This window comes from Candidatus Contendobacter odensis Run_B_J11 (assembly GCF_000531125.1).
Taxonomy (GTDB): Bacteria; Pseudomonadota; Gammaproteobacteria; order Competibacterales; family Competibacteraceae; genus Contendibacter; species Contendibacter odensensis.
In genome coordinates this window covers 15,291-39,350 of sequence record NZ_CBTK010000269.1, presented here as the reverse complement: position 1 = coordinate 39,350, position 24,060 = coordinate 15,291, and the positions used below count along the sequence as shown (strand labels likewise).

Genomic DNA, 24,060 nt, shown 5'->3' with positions numbered 1-24,060 from the left:
TATAAATTTTTCAGAAGGGTGTGTTGAAAAATTCCACAACCTGTAAATGATTGCTATACCAATAAGCAAGAGCCGATCTAGTATCAGGATATTTTTCTGCGAGCTCATTAAGTCGTTTTCGAGTGATAATATGCATTTCATAAACTCCTTACATATCTTCTATGCGATGTTTAATTAATGCTGTGCAACCAAAGGAAAGCGATCAGGATAACGGATAGAGTCGACATGCAAATCAATATCCAAATCAGGCCAATAGAGATGATGAGATTGTGGCCGCTCGGCGCTAAATAATTGCTCGATGGATGCTGAACGAAACCATGGAAACTCTGAAAAAGAAACAAATAGCTCCTCTTGCTCATCGAGAAGTAACCAAAAGCCATGCTTAGTAACTCCTGAAATTTCAACTTGAGAAATGTCTGCGCCAAGCATTTTTGATCTCCTGTTCGCGCAACCGCACTAAGCTTTCTATCTCGTGCAATTCCTGAGCAGATAATCCATAATTTTGAGCGAGTTCAATAGCAGGCTCCAACCAGAATTTGGCTTCGCCGTTTGAGTGATACACATGAACGTGTATTCTTGGCTCTTCCCGCGAAAAGAAATAAAACCGATAACCTCGCTCGCGAAATACAGTTGGACTCATAAGCATCACTCATAATTACTATCCCTACTCTCTACGAAGAAAATCGCAGACATAAGGCAGATTAGGATGCGAGTCCATGACCCGCCGATTGTAGAGCCGTCTAATTTCGGCAGGTTACGCTGTGCTAACTCGCACTACGTACTACCCAATTCGAAAACTGTTACCCTAGCCTTTTAGTCGTGATCTGATGCTCAATTACTGAAGAATCATTCCCTAACAGTATGGAGTGATATAATCCTAAAGCTCCCATTAGATTTATTGCTGCTTTATGATTAGACTGCACTATCTCTGTATCCCTACAATCTTCAACTAATTCAAATGCCCTCATATATACGTCATACACTGACAAGTAGGCATTATAAGCCTTATTAAAGTTTCTTTCAGTCTTTCTGGCTTTTTGAACCATTTCTAAGAAGCCTAATTGCAGTGCTTTAAAAGCGTTCGCGTAAAAAAATATTAATCTCTCTTCCCACTCAACCAACTCAATACGTGATTTTATAGCTTCTATCAAAATGCGAAATGCAATTTCCGCATTATCTATAGCAGATATTGATGCATTGACGGCATTGACGAAACCCACATCCGTATAACTTTTCATTATCTACTCCATAAAAAATTAGGACTTTCGCTTAGAAGGCTTCTAATCACTTATATGGTAGATAATTTGGCATTACTACCTATATGTGGTTTTAGAGTTAGGTAGGGTGGGCATTTGCCCACACTGCTATTACTAACCACTGGTGCTAATTTTATTCAGTAACATATTGATTTTACTAGGAGTAAGTTCCCTAGTGCTGGCAACTATGAACCGTAAGCTGTTGATTTTGTTCAACGGAAATGAACTAGCACCAAAGGTTACTACCGTTTCTTACCGTATCACACCGCCAATCCGCTGCGTAGCAACCGGAATCCCCATTTCAAGCATGATCATATGTCAGTCCACTCTCAGCCACTCGGAACGACTGACCTAAAGGCTGAAACTCTGAGACCTCTTGTCGTTGCAGTTTGGTGCGGATTTGCTCAAAACGCCTGACGATATCCTGAGAATACAAGCGTTCCCCACAATGCAAACAAACTTCGGCTGGAACACAGATCATGGCTGTATGACAACCACCTCGTAATAATTTTTCGACCTGCTTCTCGGCCAGTTCGCCACTGCAAACAGGACACTGAGTAAAAGGCATCATGATTTTGACTTCCTTTGGCGTCCATCAGTTCAACGCTGCGGATCAGGACGGTAAACTGTTATCAAAACGGCCCAGCGATTAGCCGGATTATAGGCCCAAACGCTATGGACGGATTCGCCGGAGAATGTTTCGCCATATATCAAACAACTTGGGAAAGGCTTGTCGTTTGGATTGTCTTCAATAATTTCGCCATGTAATACACTAAAGTAAATCTCTGAGAATCCAAGGGAGTCAGCTTGCGCTTCCTCGTCAGCATGATCAGTAATGCGGACTCGATTATTGAGAATGGCTTCGATAACATCATCAAGTTGCACGGGTCACGCACTCTCAGTCCAATTGAAAAGCATCAATAGGGTGGACATTGCCCACCCTACCGTTTCTTACCGCATCACGCCGCCAGCCGCTCGTTCAACTCCGCGATCACCTTCTGCGCGGCGACCGGAATCACCGTGCCGGGGCCAAAGATCGCCGCTGCGCCATTGGCCTTGAGGTACTCGTAGTCCTGGGCGGGAATGACGCCGCCGATGACCACCATGATGTCCTCGCGGTCCAGCTTCTTCAGTTCCGCGATCAGTTGCGGCAACAGGGTTTTATGCCCGGCGGCCAGCGAACTCATCCCGACCACATGCACGTCGTTTTCCACCGCCTGACGGGCGACTTCTTCCGGGGTCTGGAACAGCGCGCCGATGTCCACGTCGAAGCCAAGATCGGCGAACGCTGTCGCGATGACTTTAGCACCCCGGTCATGGCCGTCCTGACCGAGCTTGGCGACCAGAATACGCGGGCGGCGGCCTTCGCGCTGCTCGAACTCGTCGGCCATCTCCCGCACCTTGACGATTTCGTCGCCCTCGCCGAACTCGCTGCTGTACACCCCGGAAATGGCGCGAATGACCGCCTTGTGGCGACCAAACACCTTCTCCATCGCGTCGGAGATTTCACCCAGCGACGCCCGGACGCGAGCCGCTTCCACCGCTTTTTCCAGCAGATTGCCGGAACCATTTTGAGCGGCTTCGGTAATCGCGCTCAATGCGGCTTTGACCTTGCTTTCCTCGCGGTCGGCGCGCAGCTTCTGCAAGCGTTGCACCTGCGATTCGCGCACGGCGGTATTGTCAATGCTGAGGATGTCCAGCTTGTCTTCCTTAGCCATCCGGTACTTGTTGACGCCGACGATGGTTTCCTTGCCGGAGTCAATGTGGGCCTGACGCCGGGCCGACGCTTCCTCAATCCGCATCTTGGGCAGGCCGGTTTCAATCGCTTTCGCCATGCCGCCCAGGCTTTCCACTTCCTGAATGTGGCCCCAAGCCCGCTTGATCAACTCATTGGTCAGGGCTTCGACGTAATACGAACCGCCCCACGGGTCCAGCACCTTGCAGATCGCGGTTTCATCTTGCAGATAAAGCTGGGTGTTGCGGGCGATGCGGGCCGAAAAATCAGTCGGCAGCGCAATCGCTTCATCCAGCGCGTTGGTGTGCAACGACTGGGTATGGCCCAGCGCCGCCGCCAAGGCTTCGATGCAGGTGCGGGCGACATTGTTGAACGGGTCCTGCTCGGTCAGGCTCCAGCCCGAAGTCTGGCTATGCGTGCGCAACGCCATTGATTTCTCATTCTTCGGGTTGAACTGCTTGATGATCTTGGCCCACAGCAATCGCCCGGCGCGCATCTTGGCGACTTCCATGAAGTAGTTCATCCCAATCGCCCAGAAGAACGACAGCCGGGGCGCAAAGGTGTCAATGTCCATCCCGGCTCTAATCCCGGTACGGATATATTCCAGCCCATCGGCCAGGGTATAGCCGAGTTCCAAATCAGCGGTCGCGCCGGCTTCCTGCATGTGATAGCCAGAGATGGAAATGCTGTTGAACTTCGGCATTTCCTTAGAGGTGTAGGAGAAGATGTCGCCAATAATCCGAATGGACGGATCGGGCGGATAAATATAGGTGTTGCGCACCATGTACTCTTTCAGAATGTCGTTCTGAATGGTGCCGGTGAGCTTATCGTGCGGAACGCCCTGTTCTTCAGCAGAAACAATGTAGAAGGCCAATACCGGCAATACCGCGCCGTTCATGGTCATCGACACCGACATCTGATCCAGCGGAATGCGATCAAACAGAATCCGCATATCCAGAATCGAGTCAATCGCCACGCCCGCTTTGCCGACATCGCCGACTACACGCTGATGATCGGAGTCATAACCGCGATGGGTGGCCAAATCAAAGGCAATGGACAAGCCTTTCTGCCCGGCGGCCAGATTGCGGCGATAGAACGCATTACTCTCTTCAGCAGTAGAAAAACCAGCGTATTGCCGCACCGTCCACGGCTGAGTCACATACATCGCCGGATAAGGGCCGCGCAGAAACGGCGCGACGCCAGCGACATAACCCAAATGCTGCAAATCCTTGGTGTCGTCCGGGGTGTACAGCGGCTTAACATCAATTTGCTCCATCGTCGCGGAGACCAGTTGATCCAGCGTCTTGCCGGTGGCTTTCTCCACCGCTGCCTGCCATTCGGCAAAGCTCGGCTTGGGAAACTCCACCCCATAATCCATCGTGGTGAAATCGGGTGAGTTACTCATCAGGCGACTCCCATCTTCTTCTGCAAGGTTGACAATAGGCTCTGGCAATTGGCGTTCAGATGAATGAAATCATCTACGCCCGCCGCTTTGAACGCTTCGACGTGATCGGCGGGATAGCCAGCCAGTAGCACAATCAGACCGGGATTGGCATGCTTGAGTTTCTGCGCCAGCGGCGGGACCAGTTCGGGATAAGTGGGGTCGGTGGAACAAATCACCACCGCTTTGGCCCCAGAAGCCAGCGCTGCATCCGCCGCTTCATCTGGAGTAGTGAAACCCGCCGGATAGATCGTCTCGATGCCGCCCACCGCCAGGAACGCGGTAGCGAAATCAGCGCGGCCTTTGTGCTGGGTCAGCGGTCCCATGGTGGCGAGAAACACTTGCGGGCGTTGACCGACGCGAGCGACGTAGGCTTCGGCGGCTTCCCGCAGCGCCTCGAACGCCTGAGCGCCACGATGAGCGCAAATCGGGGTAATCGTCGGGCCGGTTTTCGCATCAGCGCGGGCGGCGTGGGCAATCTCGCCGAGGGTCGCGCCCGCCAGCGCGGCCTGAATCGCGGCCTCAACCTTATTACCGCCTTGCGAAAGCGTATCCAGCGCCGCCTGTTTCTGACCGGCGTTGGCGCTGGCCCGATACTGACTCAACGCGGCTGCCCGTTCGGCCTGCCGGGCGGCAAAATCCACCGCCTCCGGCTCGATCCGGGTTTCCTTCAGGTTTGGATACATGTTGCTGCCAATAAAAATATCCTTGCGCTTGGCGATGTTCGCGGCGCGTTTGGTGGCGGTGTCAGCGACCTGTTTTTGCGGCCAACCGGCTTCCAGCGCCTTGACCATGCCGCCCTGCTTTTCGATCTCCTGGAACAGCGCCCACGCCTTGCGCCCGACCGAATCGGTAAGATTTTCGACGTACCAGGAGCCGCCAGCCGGATCAACGGTGCGGGTGATGTGGCTTTCTTCGCGCAGCACGGTATGGGTGTTGCGGGCGATGCGGCGGGAGAACTCGTCGGGAGTACGGAGCAACTCGTCAAACGGCGAGATGTGCAGGCTGTCGCAGCCGCCGACCGCGCTGGAAAACGCCTCGGTGGTGGCGCGTAGTAAGTTGACGTGCGGATCATAGACGGTCTGGTTCCAGGCCGAGGTGCGGGCGTGCAGACTCATTTTCTGAGCCTGTTCGCTACCGCCAAAGGCTTTGACAATTTTGGCCCATAACAACCGCGCTGCCCGCAGCCGAGCGATTTCCATGAAAAAGTTGGTGCCGACCGACAGCGAAAAACGAATGCGTGGCGCGATGTCGTCAATGCTCAGCCCACGGTTTTGCATGGCGCGGATGTATTCAACCGCCGTCGCCAGCGCAAAAGCCAGTTCCTGCGTGGTGCTGGCGCCGCCATTGTGATACGGGTGGCCCTGCACGGTAATGGTCTGCACCTGTGGCGCGTTGGCAGCGGCCCAAGTGGTCAGTTGCGCCATCACGCCGTAAATGCCATCCAGATCGCGGGACAAATGACCGTCGCGGGCCAGTTGGCTGAGCGGGTCCATGCCGACAGCGCCGCGCACCTTGGCGAGGGACTTGCCCTGCTGCTTGACCAGCGCCGCCAGCAACGCAGTGAAGGTCAGGGCGCTGGCGCTGGCCTGGATGTAAATCGGGGTGGTTTCCAGATCAATGCCGTCCAGCGCCTGCGCCAGATCGGTCACGCTGGAAATGGACAGACCGCCTTTACCGACTTCACCCGCATGGGCCTGATCGGCGTCTACGCCGGACAGAGTGGGGTGATCCAGCACCAGATTGACCGCGTTCTGGCCCCGGCTCATATCGGCGCGCAAGGCGGCGTTGAATTCCGCTGGCGTAGCGCAAGGCAATTCCTGAGCGACATCCCAACTCTGAGTGACATAACCGAGCGGGCTGGTCCCACGCAGATAGGGGGCGAAACCGGGTAGGCTGTCGAGATGTGGGAGTCCCGCGACATCTTCCCGTCGATACATCGGCTGGAGGTCGATTTCCTCATACGTCTTGGTGATCAGCCGTTTTTCAAACGGTGCGCCCTTGAGGAACTTGTCGACGACCTTGCGCCATTCCTCGTAGGGGGTCGGTGGAAATTCGCTGAACGTCGGGGTGGCCGCGTCCGCTAGTTGCTGGTCTGACATGCGTATCCTCCAAGTGGAACCAAGATGCGATGAGCGGGCAATACCAAAAAAGTATAACTGAAGAATGGCTCAAATCACGGTCAGGGATCGGGCTGACTGTGAACTGACCGTAGTGAGGCTATGGTTGCAATCGTGAAGTGGAATGACATACTAAAAAGGTCTGTTACTTTTTCCAACCCCGCAACCCCCACTCATGAGGAGATACCTGTGTCCGATAGACCTTTTAAAGTGCTGGGCATCCAGCAGATTGCGATTGGCGGACTGGACAAAACCAAACTCAGCAAGCTGTGGATTGACACGCTGGGCCTGACCCTGACCGGCAACTTCCGCAGTGAGCGCGAGAATGTGGATGAGGATATCGCTGCCATCGGCTCCGGCCCGTTCAAGGTCGAAGTGGACTTGATGCAGCCCATTGATCCCACCAAAGCGCCCAAGGTTCACGAGCCACAGCTTAACCACATTGGGCTGTGGATCAGTGATCTAGCGGCAGCGGTGGAATGGCTGACCGCCAAGGGCATGCGTTTCACGCCGGGCGGTATCCGTAAGGGCGCGGCGGGTTACGATGTTTGCTTCCTGCATCCCAAGGGCAACGACGCAACCCCGCTATGCGGTGAAGGCGTGTTGATTGAGCTGATTCAGGCTCCGCCAGAGGTGATCGAAGCATTCGCTAAGGTCGCTTGATCCCGACGTGGGCAGCCGCGCCTCTGTTTCCGCAGTCAAGGCTCGAAAACAGAGGCGTGGGCGGTTTGACCCACTGAGGGTGCCGGGCCCCCCGGCTGGCAGCGATTTTTTGGGGCAGTGCCAAGAAATTTTACACCTTAATATATCTTATATAGTATATATTTAACAGCATGAACGGCACATAGTCATCAAAATCCTGGAGCGCCACGGCTGGACGCAAACTCGCGTCAATGGCAGTCACCACATGCTGAAAAAAGATAGCATTACCATTCCGGTTCCCGTCCACGGCTCCCAGGATCTGGGTATCGGGCTGCTTAAGAAAATCGAGACACAAACCGGAGTCAAACTCACATGAATGCAGCTTACCCCTACACTGTTGATTCGCAGGAAGGCGATGGCTATCTGGTCCAATTTCTTGATTTTGCAGAAGCCTTTACCGAAGGCGCAACCCTGGAAGAAGCGGCGTTCAATGCGGTTGAAGTGCTGTCACTGGTGATCGAACAGCGCCTCGCAGATGGACGGGCAATCCCGCCGCCTTCGGCTGACGAAGGCCACCCGTTGGCGTACCCCCAAGCCAGCGCCCAGGCCGCGCTGCTCATGCGCCAGGCGCGCGAAGCTCAAGGCAAAACACTGGCGGATATGGCTCGCGCCCTGCAAACGTCCTGGCCGTCCGCGCAACGGCTGGAACACGCCGGGAGCAATCCTACATTGAAACAACTGGAACGGGCGGCAGCGGCGCTAGGCAAGCGCCTCACCATCGGTTTGGCTTAGTTCCGCTTAATGAGCACTCGCGCTCATCAGTGGGTACGCTTCGCCAGGGGCACAATTGGTTTCCCTCCTGAACAACCGCCTTTTGCTTCTCGATAACCCACACCATGTTGCCTTTTATTCCTCTGATCGTGTTGTTAGCAGCCATGCTGCCGCCTTTGGCTGAGCGCTACGATGGTCGTAACGCCGGCGCGTGGACTACCGCGCTGGTAACAGCGCTGGCGCTGGCGGCGCTGTTATTCCTGTCACCCGCCGTTTTCAGCGGCGGTGTTCAGCGAGCCGGCTGGGAATGGCTGCCGGAACTGGGGCTGAACCTGAGCTTTCGCTTGGACGGTCTGGCGCTGCTATTCGGGTTATTGATCACCGGGATCGGGCTGCTGGTCATCCTTTATGCCCGCTACTATTTATCCGAACACGATAATCTGGGGCGCTTCTACTCGTTGCTGCTGCTGTTCATGGGGGCAATGCTTGGCATCGTGCTGGCCGACAATCTGCTGCTCCTGCTGATGTTCTGGGAATTGACCAGTCTTGGTTCCTTTCTGCTGATCGGGTACTGGCATCCACGCGCTGATGCCCGGCGCGGCGCACGGCTGGCATTGACCGTCACTGCCGGCGGCGGGCTGGCGTTGCTGGGTGGATTCCTGCTGTTGGGCCATATCGTCGGCAGCTTTGAATTGTCGGCAGTGCTGGCAGCGGGCGAGACGGTCAAGCAGCATCCCGGCTATCTCGCTACCCTGCTGCTGATCCTGCTGGGTGTATTCACCAAATCAGCGCAATTTCCCCTGCATTTCTGGCTGCCGCAGGCCATGGCCGCGCCCACCCCGGTCAGCGCCTACCTGCATTCGGCCACCATGGTCAAGGCGGGCGTGTTTCTGCTGGCCCGACTGTTTCCGGTGCTGGCCGATACCGATCCGTGGTTTTTTCTGGTGGGAGGCGTTGGCTTGCTGACCCTGCTGTTCGCCGCTTATGCCGCCCTGTTTCAGCACGACATCAAGGGCCTGCTGGCGTACTCGACGATTAGCCACCTCGGGCTGATTACCCTGCTGTTCGGCTTGGGAACGCCGCTTACGGCAGTGGCCGGGGTGTTTCACATCATCAACCACGCTATTTTCAAGGCATCGCTGTTCATGGCGGCGGGGATCATCGATCACGAAACCGGTTGTCGGGATATGCGCCAGTTGAACGGATTATTCAAATTCATGCCGCAGACCGCAGTGCTGGCGATCCTTGCGGCGGCGGCAATGGCTGGGGTGCCGTTGCTGAACGGTTTTCTGAGCAAGGAAATGTTCTTTGCCCAGACCATCCACTCAGCGGCGCTGGGCGGGGCCGGTGTGTTGCTACCGGTGTTGGCGACGGTGGCGGGGGTGTTTTCGGTGGCGTACTCAGCTCGATTCATCCATGACGTCTTTTTTAACGGCGAACCGATTAATTTACCGCGTATACCGCATGAACCGCCGCGCTACCTGCGAGTGCCAGTGGAAATTCTGGTGGTGGTCTGTTTGCTGGTGGGCATTGTGCCCGCGTACACGGTCGGGCCGATGCTGGCGGTTGCTGCCGTCAGTGTGGTTGGGGGACCGTTGCCGCCTTACAGCCTGGCTATCTGGCACGGGTTCAACCTGCCCTTGTTGATGAGCGCTTTAGCCTTAGCCGGCGGTGCTTGCATGTATGGGCAGCGGCAATGGCTATTCCGTCTGCGCGACCGCTATCCGCTGCCGGTCGGCAAGATACTGTTTGGGCGCAGTCAGCGGGCGGTGATCAGTGCTACCCGCCAGATCACCGGCTGGCTGGAAAACGGTTCACTACAATGTTATCTAGCCTGGCTGTTGGGCACTGCCGTACTGGCTGGTGGGTGGGGTCTGGCGAGTGGTGGGAAGTTGACCGGTGAAGTACCGTTGCAGCCGCTGGATGGCCTGAGCCTGCTCTTGGCATTGTTGCTGGCGGTAGCAGCGCTGCTGACCGTGTTTTGGCAACGCCAGCGATTGACCGCGCTGATCGTGCTGGGCGTGGTGGGGCTGGTCGTCGTGCTGGCATTCGTGCGTTTCTCTGCACCGGATCTGGCCTTGACCCAACTGACCGTAGAGGTGGTGACAACGATATTGCTATTGCTGGCGCTGCGGTTTTTGCCGGCGGAAGCCATGGTGGAATCGGCGTTGAGCCGCCGTCTCCGCGACGCAGGTTTGGCAATCATGGTGGGCTTGGGCGTAGCGATTTTAGCCTGGGGCGTATTGACCCGAGCGCCGCATACCGCGCTGGTGGATTATCTGCTGGCGACCAGCTTGCCGGGTGGCGGCGGCGCCAATGTAGTTAACGTGATCCTGGTGGATTTCCGAGGCTTCGATACATTGGGGGAGACCACCGTGCTTGCCATTGCCGCTTTGGGCATCGTGGCGCTGCTGGCGGGCGGTTTGCCGACGCCGACCGCGCCACCGGTAGCGGCAAGGGATGCGGATCGTCATCCGCTACTGCTGCGAATGGGTGTTCGCCCGATATTGGCCGTGACCCTGCTCCTGGCAGCCTACGTTTTTTTGCGCGGGCACAATTTGCCCGGCGGCGGTTTTGTTGCCGGGCTGGTGACGGCGCTGGGTCTGGTAACTCAATATCTGGCCGGTGATTTTCGTTGGACGGCTGAGAAGTTGGGCTTCGATCACCAGCGGTTGATTGCGGTGGGTTTATTGCTGATCGCGCTGACTGGCCTGATGAGTACAGCGTTTGATCACCCCTTCCTGACTTCAACCTTCGCCCATCTCCATTTTCCGTTGACAGGCGAGTTTGAAATCGCCAGCGCCATGATTTTTGATCTCGGCGTCTACCTGATTGTGGTTGGTGTGGTCATGCTGATCCTGCTGGAATTGGGTCAATCTGAAACGGCGGAGGGAGCATGGAACTGCTGATTGTTGGCGTCATTGGGCTGTTGACGGCCTGTGGGGTCTATCTGCTGCTGCGGGCGCGCAGTTTCACCGTCGTGCTGGGGCTGGCGCTGCTGTCCTATGCCGTTAATCTCTTTCTGCTGGCCATGGGCCGACTGGCGATGCACCGGCCACCGATTCTGGAGCCGGGGCGCTGGGATTACAGCGATCCCGTGCCACAGGCGCTGGTGCTGACCGCGATTGTCATCGGTTTCGGGATGACCGCCTTCTTGACCGTATTAGCCTTGCGCGCCCGGAAAGACTTGGGTAGCGATCAGGTGGATGGGAGTCGCACCCATCCCTGAACCGCTTTTGCCGCACTGCAACATAAGTCATGCTACAATAGCGCTGTTTTAGTTTCAGGGTACGGGGCGTTTATGTCGAAACAGCATCCCATCATTGCCATTACCGGATCATCCGGTGCCGGGACCTCAACGGTTCGGGTGGCGATGGAACATATTTTTCGGCGGGACGGCTTCGAGGCCGCCATCGTTGAGGGTGACAGCTTCCACCGCTATGATCGGTTGGAAATGCAGCAGCAGGTCGAACGCGCCCAGCAGGGGGGGCGCAATCTCAGCCACTTCGGCCCTGAAGGCAATCTGTTCGACCGGCTGGAGGCACTATTTATGGAATATGGCGAACGCGGCGCGGGTCTGCGGCGCAGCTATTTGCACGACCATGAAGAAGCGGAACGCTACGGCCGGAAGCCCGGCACCTTCACCCCTTGGGAGCCGGTGCCACCCGATACCGATCTCCTCTTCTACGAAGGGCTGCATGGCGGGGTAGTCACTGACCAAGTTAATGTTGCCCGTTATGTGGATTTGCTCATCGGGGTCGTGCCGATTGTTAATCTGGAATGGATTCAGAAGATTCACCGTGACACCGCTGAGCGTGGTTACAGCGCCGAAGCAGTCACTGACGCTATTCTGCGGCGGATGTACGACTACACCCATTACATTGCGCCGCAATTCTCGCTGACCGACATCAATTTTCAGCGGGTGCCCACAGTGGATACTTCCAATCCATTTGCTGCTCGCGACATTCCGACCCTGGACGAAAGTTTCGTGGTGATCCGGTTCAAGAATTCCAAGAAGATTCAGCCGGACTTTCACTACCTGACCAGCATGATTCACGACTCCTTTATGTCGCGACGCAACACCATCGTGGTGCCGGGGGGCAAGATGGGGCTGGCCATGGAAATCATTCTGCAACCGCTAATCGAGCAACTGGTTCGCCGGGAATTCTGAATCCAGAATGCAGAGGTGTACCGATTTACTATCCCGGCACCGCGCGGGGCGGCGGCACGGTGATGACAGCAATGCCCACCAGGGTCATGACGCCCCCCAGGATCAATTTCCAGGTTAGGACATCGCCCCACAGCAGTACGCCGAAAATCACCGCCAGCACCGGAGCCAGCAGCAGCAGTGGGGTGATCAGGCTGACCGGATAACGGGTCAGCAGATGGTAGACGATGCCATGACCGACCAGCGAAGCTCCGATAGCTGAGTAGAAGGGTGTAGCGAAATTCAGCCAGCTCGCCGAGTGCAGCGCCGCCATTTGTCCCTGTTCCAGCAGCAGCGACAGGATCAGCAGACAAGGAGTGGCCACCGCACCGATCCATGCCTGCAACGCAAACACGCTCACGCCGACTAAACGGCGCATCAGAATAGTGGCGACCGCCATGACCAGCGCGGCGCTGGCAATCCACGCCAAGGCGTCGAGATGGGCAAGCACAGTCGGATCAAAACCGATCACCAGCACTCCGGCGAAGGCAGCGGCAATCCCCGCGCCCCGTCGGTGATCCAGTCGCTCACCCAGCCAAATCACCGCCAGAAGCGCTGAGAAGGGTACATACAACTGACTGGCGATGGCAACGGAGGCAATATCACCGCTGGCTTTAAGCCCGACGAAGATCATACCGAAGTGCAAGACTCCCAGCAGGAAGCTGATTTCCAGCACCTGCCGCATTTTTCCTGGCAGCCAACGTAGCCAGGGTAGCAGCACGAACAGCAGAATCGCGAAGCGCAGCGCTGTAAACAGCAGTGGGGGAAAATGTTCAACGCCCGCCTTGCCCGCCAGGAAGTTTAGCGACCAGGCGGCATTGGCCAGCAGGACCAGGGCCAGATCGCCGGGTTTCATCACAACGGGCGGCGCCTCACTGAGCGGGATCAGTCCTCCTCCCGTTGCCACCAGGCATCCAGAGTGCGCAGGAAGCGGGTGTCCAGTGCCGCCTCGTCTGCAGCGGGCAGCGCCCCGATGAGACACCACTGTTCGCGCAAGGCACGGGGATCAGGGATCGTATCCGTCTTAGCGGCAGCGCCGGTCAATGATGCGGATAGACGGGCGACCTGATACTCCATCCGCAACTGGGCACAATCCGGCGGCGATTCCATCCCGGTAATGATTTCCATCGAGACACAATGGATACGCTTGCGTTCCAGATTCTGCTCCAGGCGAATACGCAATTCTCGCATGGAATCGGCGTTATCGGCATCGCTCAGGGCCTGAACAACAGTGTCGAAGCGCTGCTGGATTGGTTCCAGTTGCGCCGCAGGTAATGCCGGCAACGCTGACCAGATTTCCCGTATCTCCGCGATCAGTGTGGCAATTTCGGCGGCGGGTACTGTGGCGAGCAACGCTTCCAACCCGGCGCATAACCGGGCGCGCCGGTGCAGATTCTCAAAGGTATCCCGGACTCGAGTTCGGCGCAGGGTGTGTTCCTGCTGGTCGAACTGGTAGAGGGCCGCCTCAAAGCGTTGGTCGAGACTGCGCTGCTCTGCTTTGGGTACCGGTCCAGTCGCTTCCCACTCCTGCTGGGCGATTTGCAATCGGGCGCGAGCCTGATCCCGTTGTTCAGGATCGGAGGTTGCAGCCAAGGTCTCAATTTCCGCGCATAGCTCCCGCTTGCGTTGGAGGTGACCTTGCCGCTCGGCATCAACGGCCTGCTGCTCAGCGTGACGGCGAGCAAACACTGCATCGCAAGCGGCGCGAAATTCTTTCCATAACACCTGTTCCTGCCGGGGCGAAGCCTGCACGGCGGGATGCCATTCCGCCTGCGCTTTCTTGGCGGTTTCGATGGCAGTGCGGAGGTCGGGGCTATCCACTAGCGCCTGAACTCGCTGGATGAGTTGCTGGCGTCGTTGCAGTTCGTGGTCGCGTTCGATACTCAGCCGTTCCTCGAGCCGTTGCAGAACCTGCTGGAAGCGGCGGTCCAGAGTCTTGCGGTCGGTGCGGTTGACCGGTCCGCTCTTATACCATTGCTCCTGCGCCCGGCGGCGCAAGCGGTCGGCCTCGCGCCAGTCCACCCGTTCCCAGTCAGTAGCGGTTTCGAACTGTTCCAACTGATCACAGATCGCTTGTTTCTTTTCAAGGTTCTGCCGGCGCTCACGGTTTTGCGCCTCAAAAAAGGCTTGACAGGGAGCGTAAGCCCGTTCGCAAGCGTGGTTAAAGCGCTTCCACAGCGCCTTGGGCGCGGCGCCTTCGTGGTGGTCCAAATCCTTCCACGCATCACGGGCCTGCTGAATGCGTTGGGCAATTTCGGTCGGCTCAGCTTCCAGGCCGATCAGGGTTTCAGCGGTGGCGCAAAGCTGTTCGCGAGCCTGATGAGCGCCCCACCGTCGCCAGTCGCGCAGTTCGCCGAGGCGACCGGCACAGGCTTGCAGGCGCTCCTCAATCGCCGCCATTTGCGCCCGGCTCAGGCCGATGTTGTGCTTGAGCCGGTGGCGGGCCTGCTCTTGAAACTCGGTGGCGTGCTGTAATTCACCTTCCTCGGCAGCGGCCTCAAGCTGGCGGACGCAATCCTGAAGCTCCTGCCATTCCTGATCCCGCTGCTGAACCTGTCGTTGCAGACGGCCGCGCAACTTGTCCAGCAGGCCGTCGAAACTGCTCTGGAATTGGCGGGCCAGCGGCTCAGATTCAGGACGCTCCAGACCCTCCCAGCGTTGCCGCAGTTGCTTGAGTTCGGCCTCGTGAACTTCGCTCGGTTGCTGGAGCAAGGTTTCTGCCTGTTGCAACAACTCGCGCAGCCGTTCGGCACGGGCATGACTGCGTTGCAGCATGCGTTCCCGCTCGTGAATATCTTGTACCTGTTGCTGAAACCGTTCTTCCAGTCGCCGAATCTCGGCATCCTGGGCGGGGCCAAATTGCGCCCAGGCTGCCGGCGCTTCACGGGTGGCGTACTGGATCGCCGCGTTAAGTTCGGCGCTGGGTTCGGTTTCATGGTGTAGCCGCTCCAGCAAGACTTCCAGCGAGGCGACCAGTTCCAGCCGTTGGCTCCGACGCCCGGCGCTGGCTTGACGATTAGCCAAAAAACCGGTACGCGCCTGGATGTAGCGTTCGCGCAGTTCGGGTGACGCTGCGGTCTCCTGATCGCGCCATTCCTGCTCCAGTTTGGGAAACCGGGCCGCGTTGATCCCGCTTTCGCCGTCCCAGTGCAGATGCTCCATTTCAGCGCACAGCCGTTCGCGGTGGGCGGTACTCGCCTGTTCGGCGTTCAGGGCATCCAGTCGCTCTCGTGCCCGCCGGTACAGACGTTTGTCGCGATTGCGACTCTGGCGGGCGATCTGGTCCAGCAGTTCCGGATCGTAAACCCGCTCCAGCGCCGCCAGCCGTACTTCCGGGTGAGCATCGCGTTGGGCGATCTCGGCCAGGGTAGGTTCGGCGTCAACCCGCGCCAAGGCGGCCAGCCGTAGTTCCGGCTCAACCGCATGGCGCAGCAGGTAGTCCACCAAATCGGCATCGAGGTTATGCTGCAACCGCTCCAACCGTTCGGCCAACGCCGAACCGTTGCCGGTCTGGCCGGCCAGAAGAGCGCGGTAACGCGCTGCGGCGGCGGCTTGAACGCTGACGTCGGTGTCCTCACGGGCGAGGCGTTGCAGCAGGTCGAGATCGCCAAGGCGTTCCAGCGCGGTGCGGCGGACCGAGGGATCGGGATCCAGCCGGGCGAGTTCGTGCAGCGTCGGGTCGGTATGCTCCAATCCTTGTACGGCTTGCTGGCGGGTTGCGGGGTCGGCGTGTTGCCACTTGGGCTTGAGGAAGCGGCTCAGGATCATGGGACGAATCGGTAGGGTTCTGGATAGGAGTCGGCCCTGCCAGCAGTGGCGGGTCGGCGGATCGGAAATACTATTTATTGATTGCTTATTACTTTATCACAGCGGCGGTTTGATGGACGGGTGCGCCGCGTTACCGGATAAAGAGCAACCGGGCCAACTGTGATGACGACGCACTGAAATCAGCAAGGGGCGCGAGAGGTTGGGGTGTTTGCACTAATTTTGGCAGCTAAAGTAGATACAATCATTAACGGGAACCCCGGCGACAGCCGAAAGGAGTGCGACGTGAGCAACAATACTAAAGAGCAGGCACCCGAATCCATGGTGAATCAGCTTAAAACTGCGGTGGATAAAGCGCAGGAAGAAGCCGGTAAAGTGGTGGATTCGCTGGTTAAAGAGGGCGGGAAACTGCGCGATCAGACCCTGAAGCTGGCCGAGGAGGCAGTGGGCGAGGTGAAAGAACGAGTGGACGAGGTTCGTGGCAGGGTCGAGGAGGCTAAAGTTAAGGCGACCGATACCTTGGACAATTTGGAGCAGTTGTTTGAGGAGCGGGTGGCGCGGGCTTTGAAGCGGCTGGGTGTGCCCACTCGCGATGATGTACAGGGCATCGCTAAGCGATTGGAAGAGATGAATGGGCTACTCAGGACTCTGGCTGACGAACGGTGCGCTGCCGAAGCGGCGGCTGTGCCGGAGGACGGGAAAGATGATCTAAAGCTGATCAACGGGATTGGCCCGGTATTGGAGGGTAAGCTGAATGGCGCTGGTATTTGCAGCTACCGGCAGATCGCGGCATTGACCGATACCGCTATTGAACACATCGAATCGGAGGTGATTCATTCCAGCGGGCGCATTCGCCGCGAAGACTGGATCGGGCAAGCGGGAATGCGCTATCTCGAGAAGTACGGCACTCCCCTCTAAAAAACCAGTGCAGTGAAGTTTGAAAATGGGGGGCGGGGCCACCACGCGCTGTAAGGCCGAGTGGCCCCGCTTTTTGGGCTAGTTCAGGCGTTGAGATCGGGAATGAGCTTGTTTTCCAGATGAGCGATCATGTCTTTGAGCATGAGCTTGCGCTTTTTCAAGCGCTTGAGCTGAAGCTCATCCACCAAAGGGTCTTCAGACAGGCGGACAATCACTTGATCCAGATCACGATGCTCGATCCGCAGTTCACCGAGCTGACGCTTGTAATTTTCGATTTCAGTCATCTCCATGGCCGGGTTCTCGGACGGATAGACACAAGCCTGCACGGTACGGGTACGGCCAGCAGAGACCGGGCAGGAACCCGACACACGGTATAAAACCGTGGTCATCGCTGGGGAGTCTAGCCCCCTGTCCGGCGTCCGGCAAGCCGCACCCTTGACGCAATCCGGCACGTTTCGGGTAAAGTCTCTCGCCACGCGAGGGGTTTTCAAGGGGATGACGATGACAGCGGCAATCCGCAAACAGCAGATCAATTTCAATAAGCTCCAGAAGCGGGTGCGGCGGAATGTGGGCCGCGCCATTCAGGAGTTCAATATGATCGAGGACGGCGACCGGGTGATGGTTTGCCTGTCCGGCGGCAAGGACTCCTTCGCTTTACTCGATATCCTGCGCAATTTGCAGGCGCGGGCGCCGGTGGCGTTCGAACTGGTGGCGGTCAATCTGGATCAGAAGCAGCCCGGCTTTCCCGAACAGGTGCTGCCGGATTATTTACGGAGCATCGGCGTCCCGTTCCATATTATCGAGCAGGATACCTATAGCGTGGTCAAGCGGGTCATTCCCGAAGGTAAAACCACCTGTGGGCTGTGTTCGCGGCTGCGGCGCGGGGTTCTCTACGCCTTCGCCGCCGAGCAGGGCATGACCAAGATCGCTTTGGGGCATCACCGTGACGATATTCTCGAAACGCTGTTCCTGAATCTGTTCTATGGCGGCAAACTCAAGGCGATGCCGCCGAAACTGCTCAGCGACGACGGCCAGCATGTGGTGATTCGACCTCTGGCGTATTGCAAGGAACATGACCTGACCACTTACGCTGCTGCCCGGCAATTCCCGATCATTCCCTGCAATCTGTGCGGCTCGCAGTCGAACCTGCAACGCCAGGCGATCAAGGGGATGTTACGGCAGTGGGAGAAGCAGTTTCCGGGACGGGTAGAAAGCATTTTCGCCGCGCTTCAGAACGTAGCGCCGTCGCATCTGGCTGATACCGCATTGTTTGATTTCGCCCGCTTGGGTGCGCGTAATAGCGGAGTCGCGCCGGAATGGCTGCCTGGTAGTGGTTGCGATGAAGTGGAAGAGGGCGATGAGGATGCGTTGCCGCTGGTGATGACGAATTTGCCGCCCGCCGAGGTTCGCGTGCCGTTGCCAAAGATGCGGCAGGTTTGACGCTTTTTGAAGTTCGCTGCTATTGTTCATTGCCATGAGTTTACCAATCAGACCGGCTTTCTTTGCGAACGATCCTTTTACGACTGCCGGTTTTAGCCACCAGGAGAGGATGGGATGAACAAAAAATTATTGATGGTGATCGCGGTAGGTCTGGCGCTGGGCGGCGGTGTGGCGCAGGCGGCGGATACCGTCAAGATTGGCCTGATGGCGCCACTGACCGGTTCCTGGGCCAGTGAAGGGCAGGGGATGAAAAAGATCGTCGAACTACTGGCCGAGCAGCAGAACGCCAAGGGTGGCGTTCTGGGCCAGAAAATCGAGGTCGTCACCGAAGATGACGGCGGTGATCCACGCACCGCTTCATTAGCGGCGCAACGGTTGACGACCCAAGGCGTCGCGGCGGTGGTCGGCACCTATGGCTCCTCAGTGACCGAAGCCAGTCAGGCGATTTACGATGAAGCCAGGATTCCGCAGATCGCCAACGGCTCTACCGCGATCCGCCTGACCGAGAAGGGTTTCAAGCTCTTCTTCCGCACCGCTCCCCGCGATGATGAGCAGGGTCGGATGGCGGCGCAGACTATCGAGAAACTGAGCTTCAAGAAAGTCGCCATCCTGCACGACAGTACTTCTTACGCCAAGGGTTTGGCTCAGGAGGCGAATGATCTGCTGAAAAAAAAAGGCGCGGAGGTGGTGTTCTTTGACGCGCTGACCCCCGGTGAGCGTGATTACAACGCCATTCTGACCAAGTTGAAAGGCGCCAAGCCCGAGGTGGTGCTGTTCACCGGCTATTACCCTGAAGCGGGCCTGTTGCTGCGGCAGAAGAAGGAAATGAACTGGAAGGTTCCGTTCATCGGCGGCGATGCGACCAATAACCCTGATTTGGTCAAGATCGCGGGTAAGGAAGCGGCTGAGGGCTTCTATTTCCTCAGCCCGCCGGTGCCGCAGGATTTGGATACGCCGGAAGCCAAGGCGTTTCTGGCGGATTACCAGAAAAAATACGGCGAAGCGCCGGCCTCGATTTGGGCAGTGCTGGCCGGTGATGGCTTCCGGGTGGCGGCAGCGGGTATTGCCGGCGCTAAATCCACCGAGGGCGGCAAAATCGCTGCATATCTGCATAAAGACCTCAAGAATTTCTCCGGTCTGAGCGGCCCGATCTCGTTTGATGCCAAGGGCGACCGTGAAGGGGATGTCTATCGGGTCTACCAAGTGGATGCCGAGGGGAAATTCGTGTTGCAGAAATAGTCAATGTCGGCGGTTCTCCGGTGGGTTAGGGGGAACCGCCTTAACTGCGCGGACGACCATGCTGACGTACCAAGCGATGTACAAGTTTCTCGATGCTGGAGTTCATGCCGAGGTGCTGGATTTTCCTGGTGTAATGACTTGCGCTAAGGATCTCCCGGAAGCGCGCCGGTTATTGGCGAGCGCGCTGGTGGATATGGCGGAAACCTGCCTGTTGCAAGGTGAATCGTTACCGCGCCCTGAACCGGCTTGCACTCACCCTGAAGCCGATTTGGAAGAACCGATTCACCTGCTGCTAACCGCAGCCTCTCATGTGCATATGATCCCGGAAATTACAGCCGCGTGAAACGGCGTGATGTATTGCGCCATTTGAGTCAGTATGGCTGCCGGCTATTACGGGAAGGTGGCGAGCATTCCATCCGGGAGAATCCAGCCAATAACCGCCGCGCTTCCATTCCTCGTCATCGTGAGATGGTGGATTTCACAGTAGCGAGTCTTTGCAGGCAACTCGGTGTTCCTTTTCCTTCAGCCTGAAGTTCGACAATCTCGTGGAAGAATTCCTCCAGCAACTCACCAATGGCCTGGCCGTCGGCGGTATTTATGCGCTGATCGCCTTGGGCTACACCATGGTTTACGGCGTACTCAAGCTGATCAATTTCGCCCACGGCGATCTGTTTACTTACGGCGCTTATCTCGGTTTGACCCTGCTGACTTCGCTGGCGCTGACCGACCGGCTGGGATTTGCGCTGGGCGTGTTGGTACTGGTGCTGATGGTGATGGGTCTGGTGGCGGTGCTGGGCGCGATTCTGGAACGAGCTGCTTACCGACCCTTGCGCGAATCGCCGCGACTGTCCGCCGTAGTGTCGGCGCTGGGCGCTTCGATCTTTCTGCAAAATACCCTGATGCTGATTTATGGTGCGCGCTTTCAGGTGTATCCCGATGATGTATTGCCTCATACCACGCTGGATCTGTTCGGTTTCTATATCCCACTGATGCGGGTGCTGATCGTGCTGGCTTCAGTGTTGATGATGATTGCGCTGTACCTGTTTATTCAAAAAACCCGGATCGGCGCTGCGATTAGGGCGGCGGCGATTGATCAGGGCGCCGCGCGACTGATGGGGATTGATGTCAATCGGGTGATCCTGCTGGTGTTTCTGCTGGGGCCGGCGCTGGGCGGGGTGGCGGGATTAATGGTCGGACTGTACTACGGCCAGATCAATTTCACCATGGGCTGGGTCTACGGCATGAAAGCGTTTACCGCCGCGATTCTTGGCGGTATCGGCAACATTCCTGGCGCAATGGTCGGCGGCTTATTACTGGGGGTGATTGAAGCCATGGGCGCGGCCTACCTCTCCATCGCCTGGAAGGATGCGATTGCGTTTTTTGTGCTGATTCTGATTCTGATCGTCCGACCCACCGGCCTGCTCGGTGAGCGGGTGGCGGATAAAATATGAACCGTATTGACGGATGGATTGCGGGTCTGTGCGCCGCATTGCTGCTGGTTGCGCCGCTACTGCTCAACGCCTACTGGGTAGACGTGCTCAATAGCGTGGGTTTGTATGCGCTGCTGGCGCTCGGCCTCAACCTGATTCTGGGCGAGGCGGGATTGTTCAATATGGGCCATGCCGCGTTCTACGCGATGGGCGCTTACACCGCTGCGATTCTTAACACTCGCTATCAGATTCCGATCCTGTGGACGCTGCCGTTGAGCGGTCTGGTCGCTGGATTGTTTGCGTTGGCGGTAGCGCGGCCTGTGGTGCATTTACGCGGTGATTATCTGCTGATCGTGACCATTGGCGTTGGTGAAATCGTCCGCATTGCCTTGGTCAATGATGTGTTCGGAATCACCGGCGGCGCTAACGGCATTTTTGGCATCAGCCGCCCGAATTTTTTTGGTTTCATTATTCGCCAGCCGCAACAGTTTTTTTATCTGATTTGGGGCTTCGTCGCGCTGACCATTTTTCTGTTGCTGCGGCTCAAGCAGTCGCGATTCGGGCGGGCGCTGAATTATTTGCGTGAGGACGCGGTGGCGGCAGAGGGCAGCGGCATCAATACCGCGTACTACAAATTGGCGGCCTTTGGCCTGGGCGCATTCTGGGCCGGCATGGCGGGCTGTCTGTTCGCCGCCAAGATGACCATCATTTCGCCGGAGTCGTTCAGCTTCTGGGAATCGGTGATGCTGTTCATGATCGTCATTCTCGGCGGCGCGGGCAGCATTCCCGGAGTGTTGCTGGCCGCGTTCTTGGTCATCGGGCTGCCGGAACTGTTCCGGGAGTTTTCCAGTGCGCGAATGCTGGTGTTCGGCTTGGTGATGATGGTGATGATGGTGGTCCGGCCACAGGGATTGCTGCCGGCAAGGGGACGGCGCTTTGGATAATGGTTTATTCACGGAGCGGTAGCAATGACTGATTCGCAATCCCAAAACCAGCGCCAACTTGCTCGTCAACAGTTATGCCAGGCGCTCGCGCAACCACTCGCTGATTTTCACCCCGGCCAGTGGGAAGCCATTGACGCTTTGGTCAACCGTCGAGAGAAATTGCTGGTGGTGCAGCGTACCGGTTGGGGCAAGAGCATGGTGTATTTCATCGCTGCGCGCCTGTTGCGGGACCGGGGGTCGGGGCCGACGCTGATCGTCTCGCCATTACTGGCCTTGATGCGCAATCAGATCGAAGCCGCCGAGCGACTCGGCATTCGGGCGCTGACTATTAATTCCGCCAACCGCAGCGACTGGTCGCGGCTCACTCGCGCCATTCTGAACGATGAAGCTGACGCGGTATTGATTTCCCCCGAGCGGCTGGCGAATGATGAATTCGTGCGTACTGTGCTGTTGCCGATTACTCAGCGGCTCGGCCTGCTGGTGGTGGACGAGGCCCATTGCATTTCCGACTGGGGCCATGATTTTCGCCCGGATTATCGCCGCTTGGTCAATATATTGCGGCGGATGCCGCCCAACATGCCGGTGCTGGGAACCACCGCGACCGCCAATAACCGGGTGTTGACCGATATTAGCCAGCAGTTAGGCGATATCAATATCCAGCGCGGCTCGCTGATGCGCGAAACCCTGGCCTTGCAAACCTTGCGGTTGCCCGATCAGGCGGCGCGATTGGCCTGGCTGGCGGAACATCTGCCGGAATTGCCTGGTACCGGCATTGTATATACCCTGACTCGCCGCGATGCCGAACAGGTGGCCGACTGGCTGAACCAGAACGGTATTTCAGCCCTGGCCTATCACAGCGATAGCGTGGCCGAGGGCTTCGCCGACGCCAACGCCTACCGGCAACATCTGGAAACCTTGTTGCTGACCAACCAGATTAAGGCGCTGGTGGCGACCACGGCGCTGGGCATGGGCTATGACAAGCCGGATTTGGGTTTCGTCGTTCACTATCAGGCGCCCGGTTCCATCATTGCCTACTACCAGCAGGTCGGTCGCGCTGGTCGCGCCATTGCCTATGCAGTGGGGATTTTGCTGGCAGGACGGGAAGACGCCGAAATTCACGATTTTTTCCGCGAGAGCGCCTTTCCCGATGAAATTCAGGTTAACGCAATTCTGCATGCGCTGGATCAATCTGATGGCCTGACGGTTATCGAGTTGGAAGCAGTAGTCAATCTCAGACGAAGCAAGCAGATCGAGCACGTTTTGAAATTTCTGAGCGTTGAAAATCCCGCGCCGGTGATCAAGGACGGTTCCCGCTGGCGGCGCACCCCGGTGGCCTATCGCCTGGATCACGAGCGCATCCGGCGTCTGACCTTGCAGCGCGAGCAGGAGTGGCGCGAAGTCCAGGCGTATATCGACAGCCCGGATTGCTTGATGCGATTTCTCGCCACGGCGCTGGATGATGAGAACCCGCAACCGTGCGGTCAGTGCGCCCGGTGTCTGAGGCAACCAGTGGTCGGGGAAAGCGCCTCGCCAATGCGGGTGGTGCAAGCGGCGCGATACCTGCGGCGCTCCGAATTAGCGCTGGAATGCAAAAAGCAAGTCGCGAACGGCGCGTTTACCGTTTACCCATTTCGCGGCAATCTGGCGGCCTGTTTGCGTGCCGAGACTGGGCGGGTACTGTCGTACTGGGGTGATGCGGGCTGGGGGCGGAGGGTGGCCGAGGACAAGAGGGCCGGCTATTTCTGCGATGAGTTGGTGGAAGCCTTGGCCGAGATGATTCAGCAACGCTGGTGCCCCCAACCCGCGCCGGTTTGGGTAACCTGCGTCCCATCCCGCCTGCATCCCAACCTGGTTCCGGATTTCGCCTGCCGCTTGGCCGCCCGACTACAGTTGCCGTTCGTATCTGCCGTTATCAAGGTACAGAACAATCAGCCCCAGAAATCTCAGCAGAATCGTTACCACCAATGCCGCAACCTCGATGGCGCGTTTGCGGTGGGTACTGCTCTCCCGACCGGGCCGGTGTTGCTGGTGGATGACATGGTGGATTCGACCTGGACCCTGACGGTCGTGGCGGCCCTGTTGCGACAGGCGGGGAGTGGGCCCGTATGGCCGGTGGCGCTGGCGACCACCGCTGGCGGTGGGGATTATTGAC

Annotated in this window: 24 protein-coding genes and 1 pseudogene; 14 read left to right on the top strand and 11 right to left on the bottom strand. The window is 57.6% G+C overall.

Annotated features, from left to right (window positions below; translation table 11 throughout):
* Positions 1-55 precede the first annotated feature (55 nt).
* From BN874_RS25815 to BN874_RS16320, 8 genes and pseudogenes are all read right to left on the bottom strand, one after another.
* A pseudogene (locus tag BN874_RS25815) lies at positions 56-136 on the bottom strand (type II toxin-antitoxin system HigB family toxin); the annotation flags it as partial.
* A 38-nt stretch (positions 137-174) separates the two neighbouring features.
* Positions 175-429, bottom strand: a complete 255-nt coding sequence (locus tag BN874_RS16335; RefSeq protein WP_081756462.1) for a DUF2442 domain-containing protein — start codon at positions 427-429, stop codon at positions 175-177.
* Positions 401-640, bottom strand: coding sequence for a DUF4160 domain-containing protein (locus BN874_RS23845; protein ID WP_081756461.1), 240 nt, complete (start codon positions 638-640; stop codon positions 401-403). Before BN874_RS23845 ends, BN874_RS16335 begins: the two co-directional genes overlap by 29 nt.
* A gap of 160 nt (positions 641-800) precedes the next feature.
* Positions 801-1,238 carry a hypothetical protein gene (locus BN874_RS16330; RefSeq protein ID WP_034435301.1) on the bottom strand — a complete coding sequence of 146 codons (438 nt, stop codon included), beginning with the start codon at positions 1,236-1,238 and terminating at the stop codon, positions 801-803.
* A 319-nt stretch (positions 1,239-1,557) separates the two neighbouring features.
* Entirely contained in the window at positions 1,558-1,827 is a 270-nt protein-coding gene (locus BN874_RS23840; RefSeq protein ID WP_081756460.1) for a YgiT-type zinc finger protein, read from the bottom strand.
* A gap of 29 nt (positions 1,828-1,856) precedes the next feature.
* Positions 1,857-2,141, bottom strand: coding sequence for a DUF4258 domain-containing protein (locus tag BN874_RS23835; RefSeq protein ID WP_081756459.1), 285 nt, complete (start codon positions 2,139-2,141; stop codon positions 1,857-1,859).
* Positions 2,142-2,215: 74 nt separating this feature from the next.
* The gene (scpA, locus tag BN874_RS16325; RefSeq protein ID WP_034435300.1) at positions 2,216-4,396 is read right to left on the bottom strand and encodes a methylmalonyl-CoA mutase; all 2,181 of its coding nucleotides are present in this window, start codon (positions 4,394-4,396) and stop codon (positions 2,216-2,218) included.
* Positions 4,396-6,534, bottom strand: coding sequence for a methylmalonyl-CoA mutase family protein (locus BN874_RS16320; RefSeq protein ID WP_034435299.1), 2,139 nt, complete (start codon positions 6,532-6,534; stop codon positions 4,396-4,398). The genes scpA and BN874_RS16320 overlap by 1 nt, the downstream gene beginning before the upstream one ends.
* 207 nt (positions 6,535-6,741) lie before the next feature.
* Between BN874_RS16320 and BN874_RS16315 the strand changes: the two genes are divergently transcribed.
* From BN874_RS16315 to BN874_RS16290, 6 genes are all read left to right on the top strand, one after another.
* A complete protein-coding gene (locus BN874_RS16315) occupies positions 6,742-7,215 on the top strand; it encodes a VOC family protein (RefSeq protein ID WP_034435298.1) in 474 nt (157 codons plus the stop codon).
* 181 nt (positions 7,216-7,396) lie between these two features.
* Complete coding sequence (locus BN874_RS23830; protein WP_081756458.1) at positions 7,397-7,570, top strand: type II toxin-antitoxin system HicA family toxin; 174 nt, start codon at positions 7,397-7,399, stop codon at positions 7,568-7,570.
* Positions 7,567-7,986, top strand: coding sequence for a type II toxin-antitoxin system HicB family antitoxin (locus BN874_RS16305; protein WP_034435296.1), 420 nt, complete (start codon positions 7,567-7,569; stop codon positions 7,984-7,986). The genes BN874_RS23830 and BN874_RS16305 overlap by 4 nt, the downstream gene beginning before the upstream one ends.
* Positions 7,987-8,090: 104 nt before the next feature.
* Positions 8,091-10,874 (top strand): monovalent cation/H+ antiporter subunit A, encoded by a 2,784-nt coding sequence (locus tag BN874_RS16300; protein WP_034435295.1) that lies wholly within the window; start codon positions 8,091-8,093, stop codon positions 10,872-10,874.
* The gene (locus BN874_RS16295; protein WP_034435293.1) at positions 10,862-11,194 is read left to right on the top strand and encodes a Na+/H+ antiporter subunit C; all 333 of its coding nucleotides are present in this window, start codon (positions 10,862-10,864) and stop codon (positions 11,192-11,194) included. The genes BN874_RS16300 and BN874_RS16295 overlap by 13 nt, the downstream gene beginning before the upstream one ends.
* A gap of 72 nt (positions 11,195-11,266) precedes the next feature.
* On the top strand, positions 11,267-12,136 hold the full coding sequence (locus tag BN874_RS16290; protein ID WP_034435292.1) for a phosphoribulokinase: 870 nt from the start codon (positions 11,267-11,269) through the stop codon (positions 12,134-12,136).
* A 28-nt stretch (positions 12,137-12,164) separates the two neighbouring features.
* Here BN874_RS16290 and BN874_RS16285 read toward each other — a convergent pair whose 3' ends face one another.
* Positions 12,165-13,028, bottom strand: coding sequence for a DMT family transporter (locus BN874_RS16285; protein ID WP_034435291.1), 864 nt, complete (start codon positions 13,026-13,028; stop codon positions 12,165-12,167).
* A 29-nt stretch (positions 13,029-13,057) separates the two neighbouring features.
* Positions 13,058-15,940, bottom strand: coding sequence for a DUF349 domain-containing protein (locus tag BN874_RS16280; protein ID WP_034435290.1), 2,883 nt, complete (start codon positions 15,938-15,940; stop codon positions 13,058-13,060).
* A gap of 282 nt (positions 15,941-16,222) precedes the next feature.
* Between BN874_RS16280 and BN874_RS22815 the strand changes: the two genes are divergently transcribed.
* Positions 16,223-16,855 carry a phasin family protein gene (locus BN874_RS22815; RefSeq protein ID WP_051497941.1) on the top strand — a complete coding sequence of 211 codons (633 nt, stop codon included), beginning with the start codon at positions 16,223-16,225 and terminating at the stop codon, positions 16,853-16,855.
* 83 nt (positions 16,856-16,938) lie between these two features.
* On the opposite strand, the gene BN874_RS16270 is transcribed toward BN874_RS22815, so the two are convergent.
* Complete coding sequence (locus tag BN874_RS16270; RefSeq protein WP_320411476.1) at positions 16,939-17,244, bottom strand: YdcH family protein; 306 nt, start codon at positions 17,242-17,244, stop codon at positions 16,939-16,941.
* A 106-nt stretch (positions 17,245-17,350) separates the two neighbouring features.
* Between BN874_RS16270 and ttcA the strand changes: the two genes are divergently transcribed.
* The 7 genes from ttcA to BN874_RS16240 all read left to right on the top strand — a co-directional run bounded on the left by ttcA (position 17,351) and on the right by BN874_RS16240 (position 24,059).
* Complete coding sequence (ttcA, locus tag BN874_RS16265) at positions 17,351-18,295, top strand: tRNA 2-thiocytidine(32) synthetase TtcA (protein WP_420886142.1); 945 nt, start codon at positions 17,351-17,353, stop codon at positions 18,293-18,295.
* 114 nt (positions 18,296-18,409) lie between these two features.
* On the top strand, positions 18,410-19,534 hold the full coding sequence (locus tag BN874_RS16260) for a branched-chain amino acid ABC transporter substrate-binding protein (RefSeq protein WP_034435288.1): 1,125 nt from the start codon (positions 18,410-18,412) through the stop codon (positions 19,532-19,534).
* A 58-nt stretch (positions 19,535-19,592) separates the two neighbouring features.
* A complete protein-coding gene (locus BN874_RS16255; RefSeq protein WP_034435286.1) occupies positions 19,593-19,877 on the top strand; it encodes a type II toxin-antitoxin system HicB family antitoxin in 285 nt (94 codons plus the stop codon).
* Complete coding sequence (locus tag BN874_RS23825; RefSeq protein ID WP_081756456.1) at positions 19,874-20,065, top strand: type II toxin-antitoxin system HicA family toxin; 192 nt, start codon at positions 19,874-19,876, stop codon at positions 20,063-20,065. Before BN874_RS16255 ends, BN874_RS23825 begins: the two co-directional genes overlap by 4 nt.
* Positions 20,066-20,079: 14 nt before the next feature.
* Positions 20,080-20,985 (top strand): branched-chain amino acid ABC transporter permease, encoded by a 906-nt coding sequence (locus BN874_RS16250; RefSeq protein WP_034435305.1) that lies wholly within the window; start codon positions 20,080-20,082, stop codon positions 20,983-20,985.
* Positions 20,982-21,908, top strand: a complete 927-nt coding sequence (locus tag BN874_RS16245) for a branched-chain amino acid ABC transporter permease (RefSeq protein WP_034435285.1) — start codon at positions 20,982-20,984, stop codon at positions 21,906-21,908. The genes BN874_RS16250 and BN874_RS16245 overlap by 4 nt, the downstream gene beginning before the upstream one ends.
* A 24-nt stretch (positions 21,909-21,932) precedes the next feature.
* Positions 21,933-24,059, top strand: a complete 2,127-nt coding sequence (locus BN874_RS16240; RefSeq protein ID WP_034435284.1) for a RecQ family ATP-dependent DNA helicase — start codon at positions 21,933-21,935, stop codon at positions 24,057-24,059.
* Position 24,060: the final 1 nt, after the last annotated feature.

Excerpts from the sequence above, each read along its gene's own strand:
- BN874_RS16295 (WP_034435293.1), top strand. The coding sequence starts at position 10,862 with ATGGAACTGCTGATTGTTGGCGTCATTGGGCTGTTGACGGCCTGTGGG.
- ttcA (WP_420886142.1), top strand. The coding sequence starts at position 17,351 with ATGACGATGACAGCGGCAATCCGCAAACAGCAGATCAATTTCAATAAG.
- BN874_RS16335 (WP_081756462.1), bottom strand. The coding sequence starts at position 429 with ATGCTTGGCGCAGACATTTCTCAAGTTGAAATTTCAGGAGTTACTAAG.
- BN874_RS16305 (WP_034435296.1), top strand. The coding sequence starts at position 7,567 with ATGAATGCAGCTTACCCCTACACTGTTGATTCGCAGGAAGGCGATGGC.
- BN874_RS16280 (WP_034435290.1), bottom strand. The coding sequence starts at position 15,940 with ATGATCCTGAGCCGCTTCCTCAAGCCCAAGTGGCAACACGCCGACCCC.
- BN874_RS23840 (WP_081756460.1), bottom strand. The coding sequence starts at position 1,827 with ATGATGCCTTTTACTCAGTGTCCTGTTTGCAGTGGCGAACTGGCCGAG.
- BN874_RS16285 (WP_034435291.1), bottom strand. The coding sequence starts at position 13,028 with ATGAAACCCGGCGATCTGGCCCTGGTCCTGCTGGCCAATGCCGCCTGG.
- BN874_RS16300 (WP_034435295.1), top strand. The coding sequence starts at position 8,091 with ATGTTGCCTTTTATTCCTCTGATCGTGTTGTTAGCAGCCATGCTGCCG.
- BN874_RS23845 (WP_081756461.1), bottom strand. The coding sequence starts at position 640 with ATGAGTCCAACTGTATTTCGCGAGCGAGGTTATCGGTTTTATTTCTTT.
- BN874_RS16245 (WP_034435285.1), top strand. The coding sequence starts at position 20,982 with ATGAACCGTATTGACGGATGGATTGCGGGTCTGTGCGCCGCATTGCTG.
- BN874_RS16270 (WP_320411476.1), bottom strand. The coding sequence starts at position 17,244 with ATGACCACGGTTTTATACCGTGTGTCGGGTTCCTGCCCGGTCTCTGCT.
- BN874_RS16260 (WP_034435288.1), top strand. The coding sequence starts at position 18,410 with ATGAACAAAAAATTATTGATGGTGATCGCGGTAGGTCTGGCGCTGGGC.
- BN874_RS16255 (WP_034435286.1), top strand. The coding sequence starts at position 19,593 with ATGCTGACGTACCAAGCGATGTACAAGTTTCTCGATGCTGGAGTTCAT.
- BN874_RS16240 (WP_034435284.1), top strand. The coding sequence starts at position 21,933 with ATGACTGATTCGCAATCCCAAAACCAGCGCCAACTTGCTCGTCAACAG.
- BN874_RS16320 (WP_034435299.1), bottom strand. The coding sequence starts at position 6,534 with ATGTCAGACCAGCAACTAGCGGACGCGGCCACCCCGACGTTCAGCGAA.
- scpA (WP_034435300.1), bottom strand. The coding sequence starts at position 4,396 with ATGAGTAACTCACCCGATTTCACCACGATGGATTATGGGGTGGAGTTT.
- BN874_RS16330 (WP_034435301.1), bottom strand. The coding sequence starts at position 1,238 with ATGAAAAGTTATACGGATGTGGGTTTCGTCAATGCCGTCAATGCATCA.
- BN874_RS16290 (WP_034435292.1), top strand. The coding sequence starts at position 11,267 with ATGTCGAAACAGCATCCCATCATTGCCATTACCGGATCATCCGGTGCC.